We start from the raw sequence: 21,262 nt of genomic DNA on the forward strand, positions 1-21,262 counted from the left end.
GCGACATCGTCGACTGGCCGGCCTCGGAGCGCGATGGCTACGTCTTCCGCCCCTACAACACGGTCATCAACGCGATCGGGCACCGGTCGTTCCGCCACAACTGCGTTCTCGGCCCGCCAGAACTACGGTTTCGCCGGCGGCGCGGTGCTGCTGCGCACGACCAGTTCGGCGGGCAGCCGCAGATGGCGCTCGGTCTGCTTGCCCTCGAGGAGCTCGAGCAGGAGCCCGAGGGCGGCTCGGCCCATCTCGTGGAGGGGCTGGGCGACGGTGGTGAGCGGGGGAGTGGCGTCGCGGGCCTCGGGTACGTTGTCGAAGCCGATCACCGAGAGGTCCTCGGGCACGCGCAGGCCGAGCGAGCCGGCGACCTCGATGACCTTGATCGCGGAGATGTCGTTGGCGGCGAAGATGGCGGTGGGCCGCTCGCCGACCGGTAGCGAGAGCAGCTCGCGGGCCGGTGCCTCGGCGAGCTCGGGGTGGTAGCCGCCCACCCGGATCAGGTCGGGGGAGACGCTCAGGCCGGCGTCGTGGAGGGCCTCGCGGTAGCCCTGCTCGCGCAGGCCGGCGGAGCGGAGGTCGGGGCGCCCGCCGAGGAACCCGATGCGCCGGTGGCCGAGCCCGACCAGGTGGTCGACGGCGAGCCGGGCGCCGGTGACGTTGTCGGCGTCGACGGTCATCGGGCCGTCCGGTCCGGTGTGGGGGTCGATCGCGACGACGGGGATGGTGGTCTCGTCGGTGATGATCATCGACGGCGTGACCACGATGGCGCCGTCGATCAGGGTGTGACCGAGGCGGGAGAGCGAGCGGCGCTCCCAGCCGGTGTGGTTGTGGGCGCCGGTGCGTCCGGCGTGGGCCAACAGCTCATAGCCGGTGCCGTCCAGGGCCGCCGAGATGCCCTTGAGGAGCTCGGCGGAGTAGGGCTCGAACTCGGCCACGAGCACGCCGATCACGCCGGTGGACTTGCGGCGCAGGCTCGAGGCGATCAGCGAGGACTGGTAGCCCAGCTGGTCGATCACCGCGAGGACCTTCTCGCTCGTCGCCTCGCTGACTCCGTAGCGCTCGTTGATCACCTTCGAGACCGTGGCCACCGAGACCCCTGCTTCGCGGGCGACATCGGTGATCGTCACCCGGCGGGGGCGGGGCTGGTCGAGCGTACTCATGACCCTGACAGTAGCCCACTTGGTGCATGTTCGATAACCATCTACGAAAACGTTATCGACAACGATTGACACGATCGGCTCGGACGCGCCATGCTCGACCCCGACGAATGTGGCGGCAGTCACATCACCCATACATCCAGAGCTGTGACGAAGAGGTCCCAAGATGTCGAGGAAGACACAAGCGCTCGCCGCGCTGTGCGCCGGATTGATGATTGCCGCCACCGGTTGTGGCGGCTCGGGCGACTCCGGTGGCGACGACAACACCATCATCTGGTGGCACAACTCCAACAACGATCCCGGAAAGGGCTACTACGAGCAGGTCGCGAAGGACTTCGAGGAGGCCAACCCCGGCGTCGACGTCAAGGTGCAGGCCTTCGCCCACGAGGACATGCTCACCAAGCTCGACGCCGCGTTCCAGAGCGGGGACCCCGAGCAGATCCCGGACGTCTACATGGAGCGTGGCGGCGGCGAGCTCGCCGACCACGTCGAGGCGGGCCTGACCGAGGACCTGTCCGAGGACGCGAGCGAGGAGATCGACATGATCGGCGGCTCCGTCGCCGGCTGGCAGGTCGAGGACAAGACGTACGCACTGCCGTTCTCCATCGGCGTGGTCGGGTTCTGGTACAACAAGGACCTCTTCGCCAAGGCCGGCATCACCGCCGCGCCGACGACGATGGCGGACTTCTACGCCGCCGTCGAGAAGCTCAAGGCGGCAGGGATCCAGCCCGTCTCGGTCGGCGCCAAGGACGCCTGGCCGGCCGCGCACTACTACTACTGGACCGCGGTCCGGGAGTGCTCCGAGGACGTACTGAGCTCGGCGGTCAAGAGCCTCGACTTCTCCGACCCCTGCTTCGAGAAGGCCGGTGACGACCTCGTCGACATCGTCGCCAAGAAGCCGTTCAACAACGGCTTCCTCTCCACCGGCGCCCAGGAGGGCCCGACCTCGGCCTCCGGCCTCCTCGCCACCGGCAAGGTGGCCATGGAGCTCGCCGGCCACTGGGAGCCCGGCGTGATGCAGGGCATCACCGAGGACAAGTTGGGCCTCGGGGACAAGACCGGCTGGTTCGCCTTCCCGCAGATCGAGGGTGGCCAGGGCGACCCGGCCGCGCAGATGGGCGGCGGCGACGCCTGGGCCGTCTCTGAGGGCGCCCCGGACGCCTCGGTCGACTTCGTGAAGTACCTGCTGTCCACCGACGTCCAGACGGGCTTCGCGGAGAACGGGATGGGGCTGCCGACCAACCCCGACGCGACCGGCGCGCTGACCGACCCGGCCCTGGCCGACCTGATCAAGGTGCGCGACAGCGCTCCGTACGTCCAGCTCTACTTCGACACCGCCTTCGGCCAGGGCGTCGGAGGCGCCATGAACGACGCGATCGTCGACGTGTTCGCAGGCAAGGGCACCGGGGCGGACATCGTCACGGCCACCCAGGAAGCCGCGGACAAGGAAAAGTGAGCTGATCCTGTGACACACGACGTGACCGAAGCCGCTCCGGCGGCGCCAGGGCACGCCACCTCGGAGGCCCGGCGTACAGGTGCTGTACGCCGGGCACCCGGCGGTCCCGGGCGGACCCGACAACGTGGTGACGCCTGGCGCAAGCGCCTGGAGATCCTGGTCTTCGTGACCCCCGCCCTCGCGCTCATCGCGCTCTTCGTCGCCTGGCCGATCGTCACCGCGGTGCGCTTCTCGGTCTACGACTGGAAGGGCTTCGGCGACCTGACCGACTTCGTCGGCCTGGAGAACTACGCCGAGGTCCTCGGCGACGAGGTGTTCCGCAGCGCGGTCGGCCACAACATGGTCATCGTGGTGGGGTCGATCCTGCTCCAGCTCCCGCTGGGTGTCGGCATCGCCCTCCTGCTCGACCGCAGGATGCGGGGCCAGGGTCTGCTGCGCACGATCATCTTCGTGCCGTACGTCCTGGCCGAGGTCATCGCCGCGGTGATCTGGCTGCAGCTGCTGCAGCCGCAGTACGGCTTCATCGACGCCTTCACCGCGGGGATCGGGCTCACCCCACCCGAGCAGGGCTGGCTCGGCACCCCGGAGTACGCCCTGTGGATCGTGCTCCTCGTGTTGACCTGGAAGTACCTCGGCCTGGCCGTGCTGCTCTTCCTGGCCGGTATGCAGGGTGTCTCCGAGGAGCTCCACGAGGCGGCCCAGCTCGACGGGGCCTCGTGGTGGCAGACGCAGTGGCGGATCACGATCCCCCTGCTGGGTCCGACCATGCGTACCTGGGCCTTCTTGTCGATGATCGGCTCGATCCAGTGCTTCGACATGATCTGGGTGCTGACCCAGGGTGGCCCCGCGAACGCGACGAACACCATGGCGACGTACCTCATCGACGAGGGGACCAAGCGGCACAACTACGGCATCGCCGGCGCCGCCTCCGTGATCCTGTTCGTGATCGCGTTCGCGATGGCGTTGGCCTACCAGGTCCTCATCCTGCGTCGTGACACCCAGGACGACACCCGGCGCTACACCCGAGCGGAGAGCGCCCTGTTCGGTGCCCTCTTCCGCAAGCGAAAGGCGGCGTGATGGCCGGCGTGACCCTCGACCCTCTCGCCGAGACCGGAGACGGCTCGGGCGGAGCACCCCGCAAGCAGCGTCGCGCCGGGTTCGGCGGCGGCAACCTGTGGGTCTATCTGATCGCGCTGATCGTCGTCGCGATCACCCTCGGCCCGGTCCTCTACGGTGCGATGGGCGGCTTCCGCACCAACGCCCAGCTCGCCGACAAGCCGGCCGGGCTGCCAGACCCGTGGGTGTGGACGAACTACGCCGGCGTGCTGACCAACGCCTCGTTCTGGCAGTACGCACTCAACTCGACGATGATCGCGATCATCACCACGGTGGTGACCGTCGTGTTCGGGCTGATGGCCGCCTACCCCCTGGCCCGCTACCAGTTCCGGGGGCGCGAGGCGCTGTTCATGGTCTTCGTCCTCGGCCTGCTCTTCCCGGCGGCCGTGGCGATCATCCCGCTGTTCATCATCATCACCCGCAACCTGCAGATGGCGAACACCTGGTGGGGCGTGGCTCTGCCGCAGGCCGCGTTCGCGCTGCCGATGACGGTGGTCATCCTGCGGCCGTTCCTGATGGCGCTGCCCAAGGAGCTGGAGGAGGCGGCGCTGATGGACGGCGCCGGCCGGATCAGCGTCTTCTGGCGGGTCCTGATGCCGCTGTCGGCACCCGGGATGATCACCGTCGGGGTGCTGGCGTTCGTGACCTCCTGGAACGCCTACCTGCTGCCGCTGCTGCTGCTCCAGGACGAGATGCGCACACTCCCGCTCGGCGTCGCCGACTTCTCCACCGAGCACTCCGCCGACACCGCCGGCGTTCTCGCCTTCACCACCCTCGCCATGATCCCCGCCCTCGTGCTGTTCCTCGCCTTCCAGCGCCGCCTCGTCAGCGGCCTGCAGGGCGCGGTCAAGGGCTAGAACGGACACCCCTGTGACTGAACCGATGACCGACGTACCTCTGCCTGCCTGGCCGCAGGTCTCCGAGCGCGTGCGCGACCTGCACGCGCGGATGACTCTGGAGGAGAAGCTCGCCCAGATCGTGGGCTACTGGCTCGACCGCGGCGGCGACGTCGTCGCGCCGATGGCCAACGAGATGGCCGGCGACACCGGCGGCGACCGGCGTCTCTCGGAGATCACCGCTCACGGCCTGGGCCACTACACCCGGGTGTACGGCACCCGGCCGGTCGATCCCGCCGAGCGCGCCGCGTGGCTGTGGGCCGAGCAGCGGCGTCTGGTCTCCCAGACCCGGCTGGGGATCCCGGCCCTGGTCCACGAGGAGTGTCTCACCGGGCTGGCGGCCTGGCAGGCCGCGACCTTCCCGACCCCGCTGGCGTGGGGCGCGTCCTTCGATCCCGAGGGCGTCGAGGAGATGGCCACGATGATCGGTGCCGACATGCGTGCCCTCGGCGTGCACCAGGGGCTCGCCCCGGTGCTCGACGTGATCCGGGACGCGCGCTGGGGCCGCTGCGAGGAGGCCATCGGCGAGGATCCCTATCTCGTCGGGACGGTCGCGACAGCGTACGTCCGGGGGCTGCAGGCCGCCGGCGTGCATGGCACGCTGAAGCACTTCGTCGGCTACTCGGGCTCGCGTGCCGGCCGCAACCACGCGCCCGTCTCCGCGGGGCCGCGCGAGATCGCCGACATCTATCTGCCGCCGTTCGAGATGGCGGTGCTGGACGGCGGCGCGAGGTCGGTGATGGCGTCCTACAACGACATCGACGGGGTGCCTCAGCACTCCTCGGTCGAGCACCTCACCACGCTGCTGCGCGAGACCTGGGGCTTCGACGGGGTCGTGGTCGCCGACTACTTCGGGGTCGCGTTCCTCGCGGTGATGCACGCCGTCGCCGCCGACCGTGGGCGGGCCGCGGCGCTGGCCCTGGAGGCCGGTGTCGACGTGGAGCTGCCCAGCGGGGACGCCTATCTCGAGCCGCTCGCGGCGCTGATCCGCTCCGGTGAGGTCTCCGAGTCGCTCGTCGACCGGGCCGTGCTCCGGGCGCTGGCCCAGAAGGAGTCGCTCGGACTGCTGGAGGAGTCCTTCGTGGCCGGCCTGGAGGAGGGGGCGCCGGAGTCGATCGACCTGGACTCCCCGGCCCACCGTGCGCTGGCACGCCGGCTGGCCGAGGAGTCGGTGGTGCTCCTGAGCAACGACGGGATCCTCCCGCTGCGCGAGGGCCCCGCCAAGGTCGCCCTGATCGGCCCCAACGCCGACCGCTCCGAGGCGCTGATGGGCTGCTACTCCTTCGTCAACCACGTGATGGCGAGCTATCCCGACAAGCCGCTGGGCATCGAGCTGCCGACGATCGCCGAGGCGATCCGGGCCGAGCTCGGCGGCGCCTCGTTCGAGGTCGTGGCCGGATGCGACGTCGAGGGCTCGGACCGCTCGGGTTTCCCGGCCGCCGTCTCCGCGGCCGCCGCGGCCGACGTCGCGATCCTCGTCGTGGGTGACCAGGCCGGACTCTTCGGCCGGGGCACGGTGGGGGAGGGCAACGACTCCGAGTCGCTCGAGCTCCCCGGTGTCCAGCGCGAGCTGGTCTCCTCGATCGTCGCGACGGGGACCCCGGTCGTGCTCGTGGTCGTCACCGGCCGGCCGTACGCCATCGGCTGGGCGCTCGACGAGGAGACCCGTCCGGCCGCGGTGCTGCAGGCGTTCTTCCCCGGCGAGGAGGGCGGACCGGCCCTGGCACGCATCATCTCCGGTGCGGTCAACCCGTCCGGCCGGCTGCCGGTCTCCTTGCCGCGGGTCTCCGGCACCCAGCCCTACAGCTACCTGCAGCCGTTGCTGGGTGGTCCCTCCGAGGTCACCAGCACCGACCCGACACCGGCGCGCCCGTTCGGGTTCGGGCTCTCCTACACCACCTTCGGCTACAGCGGGCTCTCGGCCGACCGGTCCGTCGCCGCCGGTGGCACCTTCGGCGTCGAGGTGACCGTCACCAACCTCGGTGAGGTCGCAGGCGTGGACGTGGTTCAGCTCTACGGCCGCGACCTGGTGGCGTCGGTGGTACGACCGGTCTCGCAGCTGCTCGGCTACCAGCGGGTGGCGCTGGGGCCCGGTGAGTCGGCGACGGTGCGCTTCGAGGTCCCCACGACCCGGCTGGCGTTCGCCGACCGCGGCCTCACCCGCGTCATCGAGCCCGGCGACGTCGAGGTCTGGGTGGCCGCCTCGGCCGGTGAGAAGGTCGCCACCGCGGTCGCCGAGGGCATCGCCGAGCTCTCCGGTGTCGAGGCCGCCTCGGCCGCCGGTGACTCGGGCAGCGACAAGGCGCTGGTCACCATCACCGGCGAGGTCCACCCGGTCGGCCCCGGCGACCGGCGGATCACCACGGCGAGGATCTCTCCCTAGGAGCGCCGGGCGAGGTGGGCGGCGGGATCGGCGATGACGCGGCGTACGACGGTCCCGGCCGCTCCGCGCACGGCGGCGTCGCTGCCGAGCCCGGAGACCAGCAGCCGCGGCGGCTCGGCGGCACCGGTGTGGTGGCTGATCGAGGCCGCGGTCGCCGGGGTGAGCCAGGGCGCGAGCGTGGCGAAGGCGCCACCGAGCACGATCGCGGTGGGGTCGAGAAGTGTGATGACCGAGGCGAGGGCGACGCCGAGGTGCCGGCCGGCGTCGGCGACGGCATCCAGCGCGGCCTGATCGCCCCTCTCGCAGGCCCGGGTGAGGTCGGCCATCGTCGCCACCTGAGCGCGGGCGAGGATCTCCTGCTGCCCGGCCATCCGCTCCAGGCAGCCGTGTCCGCCGCACGCGCAGCGCGGCCCGTCGGCGGCGACCACGACGTGGCCGAGCTCGCCGGCGCCCGCGTGCGCACCGCGGAAGACCTCACCGCCGATCACGATCCCGCCACCGATGCCGATCTCGCCGGAGACGTGCACGAAGTCGCGCAGAGGAGCGCCGTCGTGCTCGTGACCGCCGAACCACATCTCGCCGAGCGCCGCCAGATTGGCCTCGTTCTCCAGGTCGACCTCGAGCCCGGTGCCCTCGCCGACGGCGTCGGCGAGGTCGACCCGGGCCCAGCCCAGGTTGGGGGTGCGCACCACGGCGCCCTCGACGGTCAGGCCGGGCACCGCCACGCAGGCTCCGGAGAGCGGCAGAGCCTGGGAGGCGGTGCTGCGGGCGGCCGTACGGGCCAGCTCGACGAGGTCGGCGACCACCTCGTCGACGTCGCGGCCGCGGTTGTCGCGGCGTACGACCTGGTGGTAGCGGGGCATGCCGGTCAGGTCGGTCACCACGGCGGCCAGGTAGTCGACGTTGACCTCCAGGCCGAGCCCCGCGATGCCTCCGGGAGCGAGGCTGAGCGCGGTGGCGGGCCGACCCCGCTCGGTCGCGGCCGGGGCGCTCTCCTGGACCAGGCCGGCGGAGATCAGATCGGAGACCAGTCCCGATACCGACGACTTCGTCAGCCCGGTGTGCGCAGCGACCTGCGCCCGGGAGACCGGGCTGGTGCGGGCCACCTCGCCGAGCACGAGCGCGAGGTTGCTCGCTCGCATCCCGGCATGCTGAGCAGGCTCGGTTCTGACCGTCATGAAGGGGATTAGAGCAAGTTCTGAACTTTAGGTCAAGTGCTGCGCTTACTGGCGCGAAAAGGGTTGACAATGTGACGCTCGTCGCGTTGGATGTGGATCATATAGTCCGAGTCATGAACTAAAGTGAGGAAGCCAGGCTATGACGGATTACACCCCCACCGCCGAGGACAAGTTCACCTTCGGGCTGTGGACCGTGGGCTGGAGCGGTCAGGACGTGTTCGGCTCGGCGAGCCGGCCTCACCTCGACGTCGCCCACTCGGTGCACAAGCTGGCCGAGCTCGGCGCCTACGGCATCACCTTCCACGACAACGACGTCTTCGCGATCGACGCGAGCGACGCCGAGCGACAGGCCGAGATCGACAAGCTCAAGGTCGCGCTGGACGAGACCGGCCTCAAGGTGCCGATGGCCACCACCAACCTCTTCGGTCACCCGGTCTTCCGTGACGGCGGCTTCACCTCCAACGACCGCGAGGTGCGCCGCTACGCGATCGCCAAGGTCGCGCGCAACATCGACCTCGCCGCGGAGCTCGGGGCCACGACGTACGTCATGTGGGGTGGGCGTGAGGGCGCCGAGTCCCACGCCGCCAAGGACATCGCGGCGGCGCTGGACCGCTACCGCGAGGCGGTCAACGTCCTCGGTGACTACGTCACCGAGCAGGGTTACGACATCCGGTTCGCCATCGAGCCGAAGCCCAACGAGCCCCGCGGCGACATCCTGCTGCCGACCATCGGCCACGCGCTCGCCTTCATCAACACCCTCGACCGCCCCGAGCTGGTCGGCCTCAACCCGGAGGTCGGTCACGAGGAGATGGCCGGGCTCAACTTCGCCTCCGGTGTCGCCCAGGCGCTGTGGCACGGCAAGCTCTTCCACATCGACCTCAACGGCCAGCACGGACCGCGCTTCGACCAGGACCTGCGCTTCGGCGCCGGCAACCTGCGGGGCGCGTTCAACCTGGTCGACCTGCTGGAGTCCAAGGGCTACGACGGCCCGCGCCACTTCGACTTCAAGCCGCCGCGCACCGAGGACGAGGACGGCGTGTGGGCGTCGGCCGCGGGCTGCATGCGCAACTACCTCGTGCTGCGGGAGCGGGCCAAGGCGTTCCGGGCGGACCCGGAGGTCAAGGCTGCGCTCGAGGCCTCGCAGGTCGAGGAGCTGTCCGTGCCGACCCTGGCCGAAGGCGAGACGCTCGAGGACATCCGCAACGCGAGCTACGACATCGAGAAGCTGGACCACGGCTACGCGTTCGAGCACCTCGACCAGCTGGCCATGGACCACCTGTTCGGGCTTCGTTAGGTTGCAGGGCATGCCGCTCGTAGCCGGGGTCGACTCCTCGACCCAGTCCTGCAAGGTCGTCGTCCGTGATGCTGAGACCGGGGCGCTGGTGCGCTCCGGCTCCGCGCCCCACCCCGAGGGGACGGAGGTGGACCCGGCGGCGTGGTGGACCGCACTCGAGTCGGCCGCCGAGGCGGCCGGGGGCCTCGCCGACGTCGCCGCCGTCTCCGTCGGCGGGCAGCAGCACGGGATGGTGTGCCTGGACGAGGCTGGAGAGGTCGTACGTCCCGCCCTGCTGTGGAACGACACCCGCTCGGCCGGGGCGGCCGCCGCGCTCAACAGCGAGCTGGGCGCCGCGGCCTGGGCCGAGGCCGTCGGATCGGTGCAGGTTGCCAGCTTCACCGCCACCAAGCTGCGCTGGCTGGCCGAGCACGAGCCTGAGGCTGCGGCCCGGGTCGCGGCGGTGTGCCTGCCCCACGACTGGCTGACCTGGAAGCTCGCGGGAGCTCCGGGGCTGGAGGCGCTGCGCACGGACCGCAGCGACGCCAGCGGCACCGGCTACTACTCGGCCGTGACCGGTGAATACCGTCGCGACCTGCTCAAACGTGCGCTCGGACGCGACGATGTCGTGCTGCCCGAGGTGCTCGCGCCCTCGGCATCGGCGGGGCGTACGTCTGCCGGGGCTCTCCTCGGACCCGGCTGCGGCGACAACGCCGGCGCGGCCCTGGGCGTAGGTGCCCGGCCCGGCGACGTCGTCGTCTCGATCGGCACCTCCGGGGTCGCCTGCGCGGTCTCGGAGACGCCCACCGCGGACGCGTCGGGCACGGTGGCGGGCTTCGCCGACGCCACCGGCCGCTACCTGCCGCTGGTCGCGACCCTCAACGCCGCGCGGGTCCTCGACGCCACCACCAGGCTGCTCGGGGTCACTCACGAGGAGCTCTCCCGGCTGGCGCTCTCGGCGCCCTCGGGGTCGGGCGGCCTCGTCCTGGTGCCCTATCTCGAGGGTGAGCGCACCCCCGACCGCCCCTCGGCCCGCGGGGTGATCCACGGGCTGACCCTCGCCACCGCCGAGCCCGCCCACCTGGCACGCGCCGCCGTCGAGGGACTGCTCTGCGGCCTTGCCGACGGCATCGACGCGCTGAAGGCGCAAGGCGTCGCGGTCAACCGGATCCTCCTCGTCGGCGGCGGCGCCCGCTCCGAGGCCGTACGCCGCCTCGCCCCCGTCGTCCTCGGCCACCCCGTCCTCGTCCCCGAGCCGGGGGAGTACGTCGCCGACGGCGCCGCCCGTCAGGCCGCCTGGTTCCTCACCGGCGGCCAGGAGCCCCCCTCGTGGGAGCTCGCCGGCACCGAGACCTACGAAGCCACCCCCGACCCCGCCGTCCGCTCCCGCTACGCCGAGGTCCGCGACCTCACCGAAGGGACCTAGCCGAGACGGCAGAAATGGTGGCCGAGTCCGCACTTCCTGCGGGCCGAGTCTGCAGAAGTGGTGGCCGAGTCGGTCGTTGTGGTGACCACGGGATCGCCACAACGACCGACTCGCCCTCCACAAGTAACGATTCGGCGCGCCACAAGTGAAGTCTCGGCCACCATTTCTACCGATTCGGCGTGCACAACGACCGTTTCGGCAGTTTCCGATAGCGTGGCCGCGCCATGTTGGATCACATCAAAGGCTTCGTTCAGGGAGTCGTCCTCGCGCCCATCGTCCGGCTGTTCGTGGCGCTGAAGATCAGCCCCGATGTAGTGACGCTCGTCGGCACCATCGGAGTAGCGGTCGGGGCGCTGGCGTTCTACCCGCGCGGCGAGCTGTTGGCCGGCACGATCTTCATCACCTGCTTCGTCTTCAGCGACCTGATCGACGGCGCGATGGCGCGTGCCGTGGGCCGTACGAGCAAGTTCGGTGCCTTCTGGGACTCGACCCTCGACCGGATCGGCGACGGCGCCGTCTTCGGTGGCCTGGCGCTCTACTTCGCCGGCCCGGGTGACTCCGACCTCTACCTCGGCCTGACGCTGTGGTGCGTGGTGATGGGCGCGGTCACCTCCTATGCCCGCGCCCGCGCGGAGTCGCTGGGCTTCACCGCGAACGTCGGCATCGCCGAGCGTGCCGACCGGCTCGTCCTGGTCCTGGTGCTGACCGGCTTCGCCGGCATCTTCGACCTCGACCTGCTCATCTACATCGCGCTGTGGATCCTCGCCGTCGCCTCCACCGTCACCGTCGGCCAGCGCGTCTGGACCGTCCGCAAGCAGGCCCTCGCCGAGGAGGCGGCCTCGTGACGGCACCGACCGAGGCAGACGTACGCCTGGCCGCCGATCTCGTCCGAGGCGCCGGTTCGCTCGCCGCGAAGATGCGCAGCGAGGGCATCGGCGACTCGATCGAGACCAAGACCTCGGTCTCCGACCTGGTCACCGCCGCCGACAAGGCCGCCGAGAAGGCGATCGTCGAACGCCTGACGGCCGAGCACCCCGGCGACGGCATCCTCGGCGAGGAAGGCTCGGCCCGGGAGTCGACCACCGGTCGCGTGTGGACCATCGACCCGGTCGACGGCACCTACAACTTCGTCCGCGGCCTCGACTGGTGGTGCTCGGCACTGGCGCTGACCGATGCCGACGGGATCGTGCTGGGCGCGGTCTACTCCCCGGCCGAGGACGCCGTCTACGTCGGTGGCCCCGAGCTGCCCACCACCCGCAACGGCGTCCGCCTCGCGGCGATGCCGGACGTGCCGCTCGCCCTCGGCTGCCTCACCACCTATCTCCACCCCTCGAAGCTGAGGCACCCGTCGGGTGAGGCGTACGTCCGGGTCGCCAGCCAGGCCGCTTCGATCCGGATCCTCGGCTCCGGCTCCATGGACCTCACTGCGATCGCCCAGGGAAAGCTCCACCTCTTCTGTCAGCACTCGGTCCCGGACTGGGACCGTCTCCCGGGCGCAGCCCTGGTCCTGGGCGCCGGCGGAGCCACGACCCAGGTGGAAGCCGGTGGCGTCCTCTGGTCCCTGGCCGGCGCCCCGACCGCGGTCGCCGAGGCCGCCCAGGCACTGGCCTCCTAGCAGTCCACTTCGGGAACAGTGGCCTGACCAGGCCTTTCCGAGGATGGCGTACGTCGCTTCCCGACCTACGATCGCCCCATGGCAACAAGCACGAATGAGACGGGAACCTCGCGCGTCAAGCGCGGGATGGCGGAGATGCTCAAGGGCGGCGTGATCATGGACGTGGTCACCCCCGAGCAGGCGAAGATCGCCGAGGACGCCGGGGCGGTGGCGGTGATGGCGCTCGAGCGCGTGCCCGCCGACATCCGCGCCCAGGGCGGCGTGAGCCGCATGTCCGACCCCGACATGATCGACGGCATCATCGAGGCCGTCTCCATCCCGGTCATGGCCAAGGCCCGCATCGGTCACTTCGCCGAGGCCCAGGTGCTGCAGTCCCTGGGGGTCGACTACATCGACGAGTCGGAGGTGCTGACCCCGGCCGACTACGAGAACCACATCGACAAGTGGGCCTTTACCGTGCCGTACGTGTGCGGCGCGACCAACCTCGGCGAGGCCCTGCGCCGCATCACCGAGGGCGCGGCGATGATCCGCTCCAAGGGCGAGGCCGGCACCGGCGACGTGTCCAACGCGGTCACCCACATGCGTACGATCCGCCGCGAGATCCGCCGGCTCGGCGCCCTCGCCGAGGACGAGCTCTACGTGGCCGCCAAGGAGCTCCAGGCGCCCTACGAGCTGGTCAAGGAGGTCGCCGAGAACGGCAAGCTCCCGGTCGTCCTGTTCACCGCCGGCGGCATCGCGACCCCGGCCGACGCCGCGATGATGATGCAGCTCGGCGCCGAGGGTGTCTTCGTCGGCTCCGGCATCTTCAAGTCCGGCAACCCCGCCCAGCGCGCCGAGGCGATCGTCAAGGCGACCACCTTCCACGACGACCCCGACGTCGTCGCGAAGGTCTCCCGCGGCCTCGGCGAGGCGATGGTCGGCATCAACGTCGACGAGCCGGCCAGGTCGATCCAGTTCGCCGAGCGCGGCTGGTAGATCCCACCTCGAGCGACGCGGTCGGGCAGCCCTCAGTGGGGCGGCCTGGCCGCGTCGGTGTTTGTGGTGAACGGTGGTCAAAGGACCCTCTCCGAAGTCACCACGGGAAAAACTCGGCAAATGAGATCAAAACCGATAATTCTCCCGTTTCCCTGTTAAAACACGACGTTCTGATGGACCTTGGACTCATACACAACAGGGGCACCGCGCCCCTGTGGAGATGGGGACAGAAACATGAAGAAGTCGACGAAGGGCGCCGTGGCCGCCGCGAGCGCCGCGGTCCTGCTTCTCGGGGGCGCCGGGTCGCTGGCCTACTGGACCGATGACGGCACTGCCTCCGGCGGCACGATCACGACGGGCAACATGGCGCTGAGCGACGGCACCTGCGAGGCGGGCTGGACCTACCCCGACGGCTCCGCGGTCACGACCATCGTCCCGGGAGACTCGATCACCAAGTCCTGCTCGTTCGAGGTGACCGGCTCGGGTGACCACCTGACCGCCAGCGTGTCGGCCCCGGGTGAGGTCACCTACACCACCGACAAGGCCACCACGACGATGCAGCTCACCGCGACCGCGGACTACCAGCTCGGCGGCGAGCCGGTGGGCGACGGCGACTCGTTCGCGATCGACGGGCCGACCACGCTGGTCGCCGAGGTGGAGGTGATCTTCCCGTACGGCGACGCGACCACGATCAACGCCAACGACACCCAGGACGTCACCGCGACCCTGGACGCGATCACGATCACGCTGACCCAGGACCAGAGCTCGGGCCAGAACCCGAACCCCTGATCCGCGTGCTCGTACCTGGGAGGCGGTGCCCATGACATCCGCCGCTACGTCGTCGGCTCGGCGCCCCTCGCTGCCGGGAGGTCGACGCCTGCCCATCGCCGGGCCCCGAGCCGTCCTCGGTTTCCTGGGGCAGTTCGTGGTGTGGTTCGTGATCATCGCGGCCGGCGCGGTGATCCTCCTCGGTGTCGCCGTGCCGCGGCTCGTCGGAGGAGAGGCGTACACCGTGCTCAGCGGCTCGATGCGTCCCGGCATGCCGCCGGGGTCGCTGGTGGTCGTACGCCCGGTGCACCCGGCCACGCTCGGGATCGGGGACGTGATCACCTTCCAGCTCAGGTCGGGGGAGCCGACGGTCGCGACCCACCGCATCACCGGCATCGGCACGACCACCAAGGGCGAGCGGGTCTTCACCACCCGCGGCGACGCCAACGACGCCGAGGACGTGCGGCCGGTCCGGGCGGTGCAGGTGCGCGGGGAGCGCTGGTACTGGCTGCCCTACGTCGGCCATCTCAACTCGCTGTTGACCGGAGAGCAGCGCGCCATCACCCGACTGGTCGGCGCCGGGCCGCTCATCGGCTACGCGCTGGTGATGTTCGGTGGTTCGATCCGCGACCGCCGCCGGGAGCGAGCCGAGGAAGCGGAGGCGAGGCCATGAGAGCCGTACGTCTCCTGCTCGCGCTCCTGGTGATCTCCAGCCTCGCCGCAGCCGCGCCGGCGGCCGCGTCGACCGAGCCGGTGCAGCTGAGCAACGACGGCCGCACCTGGGGCGTCGACCTGCCCCGCCCGCTGTTCGAACCGGAGGTGCGCTGGGTGCCCGGCGACTCCCGGGAGGCCACCTTCTGGGTACGCGATGCGGGGGAGAGCCGCGGCGCGCTCACCGTGAGCGCCGACATCCGCGACGCCGACGGCCTGGTCGCCGAGGGTGCGATGAGCCTGCGGCTTCGCCGCGGGGACGGCCGGTGGCAGGAGGTACGCCCTGGTGACCGCGCCTCGCTGGGCTGGCTGGAACGGGGCAGCCAGGACCGGATCGGCGTCATCGCGACCTACGCACCGGCCTCCGGCAACGACACGATGGACAGGTCGCTCACGTTCAGTCTCGACGTACGTCTGACCGGGGAGGACGCGACCGGACCGGGCGGTGCCACGCCGCCCGGCGGCAACGGCAACGGCGACGGCAACGGCGACGGAGAAGGCGCGGGCGACGGGGGTCTGCTGCCCGACACCGGCAGCCCGGTGACGTGGTCGCTCATCGCCCTGGCCTCACTCCTCATCGGCGGGGGCACGGCCCTCGTCCTACGCAGCAAGCGAAAGGGAAGATCATGACCAGTCCACGACGGCGCCCGGGGGCAGCGCTACGGCGTGCGGTGAGGTCGGCGCGCGTACGCGCGCTGCTCGCGCTCGGCGTGGTCGTCTCGATCGGGGCGACCGGGACGTTGGCCTACTGGACCGACACGGTCGATGTCACCGGAGCCACGTTGACGACCGGCACCCTGGACCTCCAGGTCAACGGCGCCGACCCCTACACCGGCTTCACCGCGCTGAGTCTGACCGGCATGTATCCGGGGACCTCCTCGGCGGGCATCCTGACCGTGCAGAACGCGGGGTCGATCCCGCTGAGCTACACGATGACGAGCGCCTCCTCGACCAGCACGCTGGCCCCGCTCACGCTCAAGGTCACCGCCGACACCAGCGTGACCGACGACGGCACCTTGAACCAGACCTGCCCGGGCACGGCGCTCACCGGCACGGGCGGCCCGCTGCCCTCCTCCGGCATCGCGACCGCGCGTACGCTCCAGCCGGGCGCGTCGCAGACGCTCTGTCTGCAGGTGACGCTCGGCACCGACGCCCCCGACACCGCCCAGGGCCGTTCGAGCAACCTCACCTTCACCCTCACCGGGACCCAGCTGCCGTGACCCGACTGCAGCACCTCGCCGCCACCGCCGCCCGGCGGACGGGGGATCTCGCCCTCACCGTCGCCGCGGTGGCCGGCGTACTGTGCCTGCTTATCCTGCTCGCGGGACTGGCCTTCGACGTCCGCCCGCTCGTGTTCCGCTCGGGCTCGATGTCGCCGGCGATCCCGACCGGATCGCTGGCGCTCGCGGTGCCGGTCGACCACCACGAGATCGAGGTCGGCGACGTGGTCTCGGTGCCGTACGAGCGCACCCGGGTGACGCACCGGGTCGTCTCGATCGACCACACCGAGTCGAGCTCGCTGCTGCGGCTGCAGGGCGACGCCAACGACACCGCCGACCTGCGTCCCTACCAGGTCACCGCCGCCGACCGGGTCGTCTTCTCCGTGCCCCACCTCGGCGCAGCGATCGCCTGGCTCTCGCACCCGCCGGGGATCTTCGTGCTCGCCGGGTACGCGGCGCTGCTGCTGACGATCCTGATGCGCCGCCGGGCGAACCCGCCCGCCCCGAGCGCCCCCGTGGTCCCCGAGCCGCCGGAACCACCGCACCCCGCACCGGAGCCCGCCGAGGGCCGCCGGCTGCGCCGAGGACGGCTCGTGTTCGCCGTCCTCGTGCTCGCGTTCCTGGTGGGTACGGCGATGCCACCAACCTGGGCGGCCTGGACGGACCCGGTGGTCGTCACCGGCGGCACGCTGGGCACGACCAGCCTGGTCTCGCCGACCGCGGCGCCGTCCTCCGGCGGGGGCACCGGCAGCGCGACCGGCAACTGCCAGGCGCAGAACCAGGCGCTCGGCAGCACGATCACGCTGCGCTGGGAGGGCGTCGCGCCGGCGTCCGCTCCGCCGCTGGCGAGCTACGACTATCAGCTGCAGTTCTTCAACCGCGACACCAACCAGAACCAGGGTGCTGCGGTGACCGTCGCCCATGCCGGGGCCGCCGGCTCGAGGCAGGCGTATCAGCAGAACGCGACGACGCTGGGCAACCTGATCGGCCTCAACCTGCTCTCCAACACCCGGCTGCAGCTGCGGGTGCGCTCCCACCTCACCGGCAGCAGCTGGTACGGCGCGACGACCGTCCAGATCAACTTCTCCAGCAGCGCGGTGCTCGCCTTCGCCTCCTTCGAGTGCAACACCGCCTGAGCCGAGTTCCGTGCGGCCCTCACCCCGAACTACGCTGCCGAGGTGACTGCACCGACCATCGGCGTACTCGCTCTTCAGGGCGATGTCCGCGAACACCTGGCCACGCTGACCCGGCTGGGGGTCAAGACCCTTCCCGTACGCCGCCAGGCCGAGCTCGACACCTGCGACGGGCTCGTGCTGCCCGGTGGCGAGTCGACCACGATGTGGCGTCTGGCCAGGACCTTCGAGCTGCTCGACCCGCTCCGGGCGAGGGTGGCGGACAAGATGCCGGTCTTCGGCACCTGTGCCGGGATGGTGCTGCTCGCCGAGCGCCTGCTCGACGGTGCCGAGGGTCAGGAGACGATCGGCGGCCTGGACATCACGGTGCGTCGCAACGCGTTCGGGCGCCAGACCGAGTCCTTCGAGACCGACCTGAGCGTCGCCGGGGTGGAGGAGCCGGTCCGAGCGGTCTTCATCCGCGCGCCCTGGGTCGAGGCGACCGGCCCCGAGGTGGAGGTGCTGGCGAGCGTGGCGGGCCACCCCGTCGCCGTACGCCGCCGGCATCTGCTGGCGACGTCCTTCCACCCCGAGGTCAACGGGGAGGACCGGCTGCACCGGCTCTTCCTCGACACCTGCTGGTGACGGTGACCGAGGCCACGTAGTTAGAATGGGCACCTGCTGCCCTGTGACGACTCCGGAGGCGGCTCGACAAGCACAGCGACGACGCGGGGCAAAGGACGGTTTTCAGATGAGCGGCCACTCCAAGTGGGCAACGACCAAGCACAAGAAGGCGGCGATCGACGCCAAGCGCGGCAAGCTCTTCGCCAAGCTCATCAAGACGATCGAGATCGCGGCCAAGACCGGCGGTCCCGACCCGGCCGGCAACCCGACCCTCTACGACGCGATCCAGAAGGCCAAGAAGCAGTCGGTCCCCAACGACAACATCGACCGTGCGGTCAAGCGCGGCGGTGGGCTCGACGGCGGCGGGGTCAGCTACGACACGATCATGTACGAGGTCTACGGCCCCCAGGGCGTCGCGCTCCTCATCGAGTGTCTGACCGACAACCGCAACCGGGCGGCCATGGAGGTACGCACCGCGGTCACCCGCAACGGCGGCACCATGGCAGACCCGGGCTCGGTCTCGCGGCTCTTCGACCGCAAGGGCGTCGTCGTCGTGGCGAAGGCGCAGGAGGGCAAGACGGTCACCGAGGACGACCTCCTCGAGGCCACCCTCGACGCAGGTGCCGAGGACGTCAACGACCTCGGTGAGTCCTTCGAGATCGTCTCCGACCCGTCCGATGTCGTCGCGGTCCGCACCGCGCTGCAGGACGCCGGCATCGACTACGACTCCGCCGAGGTCCAGTTCGTCGCGAGCATGGACATCCCCGTCGCCGACGCGCCGTCGGCCGAGAAGGTCTTCAAGCTCATCGACGCCGTCGACGACCTCGACGACGTCCAGAACGTCTACTCCAACGCCGACATCCCCGACGAGGTCATGGAGACCGTCGACGCCTGACCTCCCGCGCGCGCCGAGTCGGTCGAAACGGCGTGCCGAATCGTGCGTTGTGGGCGACGAAACTCTACTTTCGTCGCCCACAACTACATTCTCGGCACGCCCTACCTGATGATTCGGCGCGGGGTCTGTAGTCTGCGAACAGACGTTCGATGGAGGTGTGTGCGTGAGGGTGCTTGGGATCGACCCCGGCCTGACCCGGTGCGGGATGGGCGTGGTCGACGGCTCGCTCGGCCGCCCGCTGTCGATGGTGGACGTCGGTGTGATCCGTACGTCGGCCGACCTTCCGGTCTGGGAGCGGCTGGTGAGCATCGAGAAGGGGATCGACGCCTGGATCGAGGAGCACCGGCCCGACGCGGTCGCGATCGAGCGGATCTTCGCGCGCTCGAACGTCTCCACGATCATGGGTACGGCCCAGGCCAGCGGGCTGGCGATGGTCTGCGCCGCGAGACGCGGTCTCCCGGTCGCCCTGCACACACCCTCGGAGGTCAAGGCAGCCGTCTCCGGCAACGGCCGGGCCGACAAGGCCCAGGTGACCGCGATGGTGACCCGCATCCTGCGGCTCCCGACCCCGCCGAAGCCGGCCGACGCCGCCGACGCGCTCGCGCTGGCCATCACCCACCAGTGGCGCGGAGGCGCCCAGAACCGCATCGAAGCCGCGCTCGCGGCTGCTGGAAGGACAAAGAAGTGATCGCGTCCGTGCGCGGCAAGGTCGCCGCAGTCAGTCTCTCCACCGCCGTCGTCGAGGTCGGCGGGATCGGCATCGAGCTGCTCTGCACGCCCAACACGCTGGCCACGCTCCGCACCGGGGAGGAGGCACACCTGCCGACCAGCCTGGTCGTGCGCGAGGACTCGCTGACCCTGTTCGGTTTCACCGACACCGACGAACGCACCCTCTTCGAGCTGCTCCAGACCGCCTCCGGCGTCGGCCCGAAGCTCGCCCAGGCGATGCTCGCCGTCCTCTCGCCCGACGGCATCCGCCTGGCCATCGCGGGCGAGGACGCCAAGACCCTCACCAAGGTCCCCGGCATAGGCCAGAAGGGCGCCCAGCGGATCATCCTGGAGCTCAAGGACAGGATCGGCGCGCCCACCGGCACCGCCTCCGCACCGGCCGCCGTCCAGCCGGGCGCCGCACCTTGGCGCGACCAGGTGACCGAGGCCCTCATCGGCCTGGGCTACAACGCCAGGGACGCCGACAAGGCGGTCACCGCCATCGAGCCCGAGGCCGGCGACCAGGCCAACATCTCGCTGCTGCTCCGGGCGGCCCTGCGAACCCTCTCGAAGGCATAAGGACCCATGCACGAGGACGACCTGGACCGGGCCGAGGAGGACTACTTCTCCTCGCTCACCATTGCCGAGGCCGACGGCGACGACCGGGCTGTCGAGGCGGCGCTGCGTCCCAAGACCCTCGACGAGCTGATCGGCCAGCAACGCGTCCGCGAGCAGCTCGGCCTCGTCCTGGAGGCGGCCCGGCAGCGCGAGCGGGCCCCCGACCACGTACTCCTGTCCGGGCCGCCGGGACTCGGCAAGACCACGCTCGCGATGATCATCGCCGCGGAGATGTCGGCGCCGCTGCGGATCACGTCCGGCCCCGCGATCACCCACGCCGGCGACCTGGCCGCGATCCTGAGCGGCCTCAACGAGGGCGAGGTGCTCTTCGTCGACGAGATCCACCGGATGAGCCGTCCCGCCGAGGAGATGCTCTACCTCGCCATGGAGGACTTCCGGGTCGACGTGGTCATCGGCAAGGGGCCGGGCGCGACCGCGATCCCGATCGACCTGCCGCCGTTCACGCTGGTCGGCGCGACCACCCGCGCCGGACTCCTCCCCGGCCCGCTCCGGGACCGGTTCGGCTTCACCGGTCATCTGGAGCTCTACGACCCCCAGGACCTCGAGCTGATCGTGCGCCGCTCCGCGGGCCTGCTCGACGTCACCCTCATGGACGACGGCGCCGCCGAGATCGCCGGCCGCTCCCGAGGCACTCCACGGATCGCCAACCGGCTGCTGCGCCGCGTACGCGACTATGCCCAGGTCAAGGCCGACGGCACGGTCACCCAGCAGATCGCCGAGAAGGCGCTCGACCTCTACGAGGTCGACCCGCTCGGCCTGGACCGTCTCGACCTGGCCGTCCTCGACGCCCTGTGCCGCAGGTTCGGCGGCGGCCCCGTGGGCATCTCCACCCTCGCCGTCGCGGTGGGGGAGGAGCGCGAGACGGTCGAGGAGGTTGCCGAGCCCTTCCTGGTGCGCACCGGCTTCCTCGCACGTACGCCGCGCGGCCGGGTCGCGACCCCGGCCGCGTGGGAGCACCTCGGGCTGCCAGTACCGGCCAACGCCGAGGCTGCCGCGTGGTCCAAGGAAACGCTGTGGGATGAGGCCTGATTCACAGTCTTAACCAGGTGCCTGGTTAGACTTGCACGTCGCCGTGCGCCTGCCGGTGACCACTCAGACTGTCGGAGCCGAACC

Annotated in this window: 21 protein-coding genes; 19 read left to right on the forward strand and 2 right to left on the reverse strand. The window is 70.7% G+C overall.

From position 1 onward, the window contains the following. Positions 1 to 122 precede the first annotated feature (122 nt). Positions 123 to 1,157: a LacI family DNA-binding transcriptional regulator gene (locus ABZ796_RS19645; RefSeq protein WP_357339072.1), complete on the reverse strand. Its 1,035-nt coding sequence runs from the start codon at positions 1,155 to 1,157 to the stop codon at positions 123 to 125. 163 nt (positions 1,158 to 1,320) lie between these two features. Between ABZ796_RS19645 and ABZ796_RS19650 the strand changes: the two genes are divergently transcribed. Genes ABZ796_RS19650 through ABZ796_RS19665 form a run of 4 tightly spaced genes read left to right on the forward strand, consistent with a single transcriptional unit; the run spans position 1,321 to position 7,005 of the window. Continuing rightward, the gene (locus ABZ796_RS19650) at positions 1,321 to 2,610 is read left to right on the forward strand and encodes an extracellular solute-binding protein (protein WP_357339073.1); all 1,290 of its coding nucleotides are present in this window, start codon (positions 1,321 to 1,323) and stop codon (positions 2,608 to 2,610) included. Between the two features lie 9 nt (positions 2,611 to 2,619). After that, positions 2,620 to 3,687 carry a sugar ABC transporter permease gene (locus ABZ796_RS19655; protein WP_357339075.1) on the forward strand — a complete coding sequence of 356 codons (1,068 nt, stop codon included), beginning with the start codon at positions 2,620 to 2,622 and terminating at the stop codon, positions 3,685 to 3,687. Further along, positions 3,687 to 4,583, forward strand: a complete 897-nt coding sequence (locus tag ABZ796_RS19660) for a carbohydrate ABC transporter permease (RefSeq protein WP_357339077.1) — start codon at positions 3,687 to 3,689, stop codon at positions 4,581 to 4,583. Before ABZ796_RS19655 ends, ABZ796_RS19660 begins: the two co-directional genes overlap by 1 nt. Before the next feature lie 25 nt (positions 4,584 to 4,608). Further along, a complete protein-coding gene (locus ABZ796_RS19665) occupies positions 4,609 to 7,005 on the forward strand; it encodes a glycoside hydrolase family 3 N-terminal domain-containing protein (protein ID WP_357339079.1) in 2,397 nt (798 codons plus the stop codon). On the opposite strand, the gene ABZ796_RS19670 is transcribed toward ABZ796_RS19665, so the two are convergent. Continuing rightward, positions 7,002 to 8,183: an ROK family transcriptional regulator gene (locus tag ABZ796_RS19670; RefSeq protein WP_357339081.1), complete on the reverse strand. Its 1,182-nt coding sequence runs from the start codon at positions 8,181 to 8,183 to the stop codon at positions 7,002 to 7,004. The two genes, ABZ796_RS19665 and ABZ796_RS19670, sit on opposite strands and share 4 nt — an antisense overlap. A gap of 139 nt (positions 8,184 to 8,322) precedes the next feature. Between ABZ796_RS19670 and xylA the strand changes: the two genes are divergently transcribed. The 15 genes from xylA (at position 8,323) to ruvB (ending at position 21,178) form a co-directional block, all read left to right on the forward strand. After that, positions 8,323 to 9,477 carry a xylose isomerase gene (gene xylA, locus ABZ796_RS19675; RefSeq protein WP_357339083.1) on the forward strand — a complete coding sequence of 385 codons (1,155 nt, stop codon included), beginning with the start codon at positions 8,323 to 8,325 and terminating at the stop codon, positions 9,475 to 9,477. A 10-nt stretch (positions 9,478 to 9,487) separates the two neighbouring features. Beyond that, a complete protein-coding gene (gene xylB / locus ABZ796_RS19680) occupies positions 9,488 to 10,882 on the forward strand; it encodes a xylulokinase (RefSeq protein ID WP_357339085.1) in 1,395 nt (464 codons plus the stop codon). A 224-nt stretch (positions 10,883 to 11,106) separates the two neighbouring features. Beyond that, positions 11,107 to 11,727, forward strand: a complete 621-nt coding sequence (gene pgsA / locus ABZ796_RS19685) for a phosphatidylinositol phosphate synthase (RefSeq protein WP_357339087.1) — start codon at positions 11,107 to 11,109, stop codon at positions 11,725 to 11,727. Further along, positions 11,724 to 12,497: an inositol monophosphatase gene (locus ABZ796_RS19690; RefSeq protein WP_357339088.1), complete on the forward strand. Its 774-nt coding sequence runs from the start codon at positions 11,724 to 11,726 to the stop codon at positions 12,495 to 12,497. Before pgsA ends, ABZ796_RS19690 begins: the two co-directional genes overlap by 4 nt. A gap of 78 nt (positions 12,498 to 12,575) precedes the next feature. Beyond that, a complete protein-coding gene (pdxS, locus tag ABZ796_RS19695; RefSeq protein WP_357339090.1) occupies positions 12,576 to 13,472 on the forward strand; it encodes a pyridoxal 5'-phosphate synthase lyase subunit PdxS in 897 nt (298 codons plus the stop codon). Between the two features lie 234 nt (positions 13,473 to 13,706). Then, entirely contained in the window at positions 13,707 to 14,261 is a 555-nt protein-coding gene (locus ABZ796_RS19700) for an alternate-type signal peptide domain-containing protein (RefSeq protein ID WP_357339092.1), read from the forward strand. 31 nt (positions 14,262 to 14,292) lie between these two features. Beyond that, the gene (locus ABZ796_RS19705; protein WP_357339094.1) at positions 14,293 to 14,913 is read left to right on the forward strand and encodes a signal peptidase I; all 621 of its coding nucleotides are present in this window, start codon (positions 14,293 to 14,295) and stop codon (positions 14,911 to 14,913) included. Then, positions 14,910 to 15,581, forward strand: coding sequence for an LPXTG cell wall anchor domain-containing protein (locus tag ABZ796_RS19710; RefSeq protein WP_357339096.1), 672 nt, complete (start codon positions 14,910 to 14,912; stop codon positions 15,579 to 15,581). The genes ABZ796_RS19705 and ABZ796_RS19710 overlap by 4 nt, the downstream gene beginning before the upstream one ends. Continuing rightward, positions 15,578 to 16,171: a SipW-dependent-type signal peptide-containing protein gene (locus tag ABZ796_RS19715; RefSeq protein WP_357339098.1), complete on the forward strand. Its 594-nt coding sequence runs from the start codon at positions 15,578 to 15,580 to the stop codon at positions 16,169 to 16,171. Before ABZ796_RS19710 ends, ABZ796_RS19715 begins: the two co-directional genes overlap by 4 nt. Further along, on the forward strand, positions 16,168 to 17,307 hold the full coding sequence (locus ABZ796_RS19720) for a signal peptidase I (RefSeq protein ID WP_357339100.1): 1,140 nt from the start codon (positions 16,168 to 16,170) through the stop codon (positions 17,305 to 17,307). Before ABZ796_RS19715 ends, ABZ796_RS19720 begins: the two co-directional genes overlap by 4 nt. 42 nt (positions 17,308 to 17,349) lie before the next feature. Then, on the forward strand, positions 17,350 to 17,928 hold the full coding sequence (gene pdxT, locus ABZ796_RS19725) for a pyridoxal 5'-phosphate synthase glutaminase subunit PdxT (protein ID WP_357339102.1): 579 nt from the start codon (positions 17,350 to 17,352) through the stop codon (positions 17,926 to 17,928). Between the two features lie 106 nt (positions 17,929 to 18,034). After that, a complete protein-coding gene (locus ABZ796_RS19730) occupies positions 18,035 to 18,802 on the forward strand; it encodes a YebC/PmpR family DNA-binding transcriptional regulator (RefSeq protein ID WP_357339104.1) in 768 nt (255 codons plus the stop codon). A 163-nt stretch (positions 18,803 to 18,965) separates the two neighbouring features. Next, on the forward strand, positions 18,966 to 19,490 hold the full coding sequence (gene ruvC, locus ABZ796_RS19735; RefSeq protein WP_357339106.1) for a crossover junction endodeoxyribonuclease RuvC: 525 nt from the start codon (positions 18,966 to 18,968) through the stop codon (positions 19,488 to 19,490). Next, complete coding sequence (gene ruvA, locus ABZ796_RS19740; protein ID WP_357339108.1) at positions 19,487 to 20,089, forward strand: Holliday junction branch migration protein RuvA; 603 nt, start codon at positions 19,487 to 19,489, stop codon at positions 20,087 to 20,089. Before ruvC ends, ruvA begins: the two co-directional genes overlap by 4 nt. A 6-nt stretch (positions 20,090 to 20,095) precedes the next feature. After that, complete coding sequence (ruvB, locus tag ABZ796_RS19745) at positions 20,096 to 21,178, forward strand: Holliday junction branch migration DNA helicase RuvB (RefSeq protein ID WP_357339110.1); 1,083 nt, start codon at positions 20,096 to 20,098, stop codon at positions 21,176 to 21,178. Positions 21,179 to 21,262 lie beyond the last annotated feature (84 nt).

The organism is Nocardioides sp. NPDC047086, assembly GCF_040643685.1.
Lineage (GTDB): Bacteria > Actinomycetota > Actinomycetes > Propionibacteriales > Nocardioidaceae > Nocardioides.

What these genes read in the sequence shown, in the direction of transcription:
- ABZ796_RS19645 (WP_357339072.1), bottom strand. Translation starts at nt 1,157, where the DNA reads ATGAGTACGCTCGACCAGCCCCGCCCCCGCCGGGTGACGATCACCGAT.
- ABZ796_RS19650 (WP_357339073.1), top strand. Translation starts at nt 1,321, where the DNA reads ATGTCGAGGAAGACACAAGCGCTCGCCGCGCTGTGCGCCGGATTGATG.
- ABZ796_RS19660 (WP_357339077.1), top strand. Translation starts at nt 3,687, where the DNA reads ATGGCCGGCGTGACCCTCGACCCTCTCGCCGAGACCGGAGACGGCTCG.
- ABZ796_RS19665 (WP_357339079.1), top strand. Translation starts at nt 4,609, where the DNA reads ATGACCGACGTACCTCTGCCTGCCTGGCCGCAGGTCTCCGAGCGCGTG.
- ABZ796_RS19670 (WP_357339081.1), bottom strand. Translation starts at nt 8,183, where the DNA reads ATGACGGTCAGAACCGAGCCTGCTCAGCATGCCGGGATGCGAGCGAGC.
- xylA (WP_357339083.1), top strand. Translation starts at nt 8,323, where the DNA reads ATGACGGATTACACCCCCACCGCCGAGGACAAGTTCACCTTCGGGCTG.
- xylB (WP_357339085.1), top strand. Translation starts at nt 9,488, where the DNA reads ATGCCGCTCGTAGCCGGGGTCGACTCCTCGACCCAGTCCTGCAAGGTC.
- pgsA (WP_357339087.1), top strand. Translation starts at nt 11,107, where the DNA reads ATGTTGGATCACATCAAAGGCTTCGTTCAGGGAGTCGTCCTCGCGCCC.
- pdxS (WP_357339090.1), top strand. Translation starts at nt 12,576, where the DNA reads ATGGCAACAAGCACGAATGAGACGGGAACCTCGCGCGTCAAGCGCGGG.
- ABZ796_RS19700 (WP_357339092.1), top strand. Translation starts at nt 13,707, where the DNA reads ATGAAGAAGTCGACGAAGGGCGCCGTGGCCGCCGCGAGCGCCGCGGTC.
- ABZ796_RS19705 (WP_357339094.1), top strand. Translation starts at nt 14,293, where the DNA reads ATGACATCCGCCGCTACGTCGTCGGCTCGGCGCCCCTCGCTGCCGGGA.
- ABZ796_RS19710 (WP_357339096.1), top strand. Translation starts at nt 14,910, where the DNA reads ATGAGAGCCGTACGTCTCCTGCTCGCGCTCCTGGTGATCTCCAGCCTC.
- ABZ796_RS19715 (WP_357339098.1), top strand. Translation starts at nt 15,578, where the DNA reads ATGACCAGTCCACGACGGCGCCCGGGGGCAGCGCTACGGCGTGCGGTG.
- ABZ796_RS19730 (WP_357339104.1), top strand. Translation starts at nt 18,035, where the DNA reads ATGAGCGGCCACTCCAAGTGGGCAACGACCAAGCACAAGAAGGCGGCG.
- ruvB (WP_357339110.1), top strand. Translation starts at nt 20,096, where the DNA reads ATGCACGAGGACGACCTGGACCGGGCCGAGGAGGACTACTTCTCCTCG.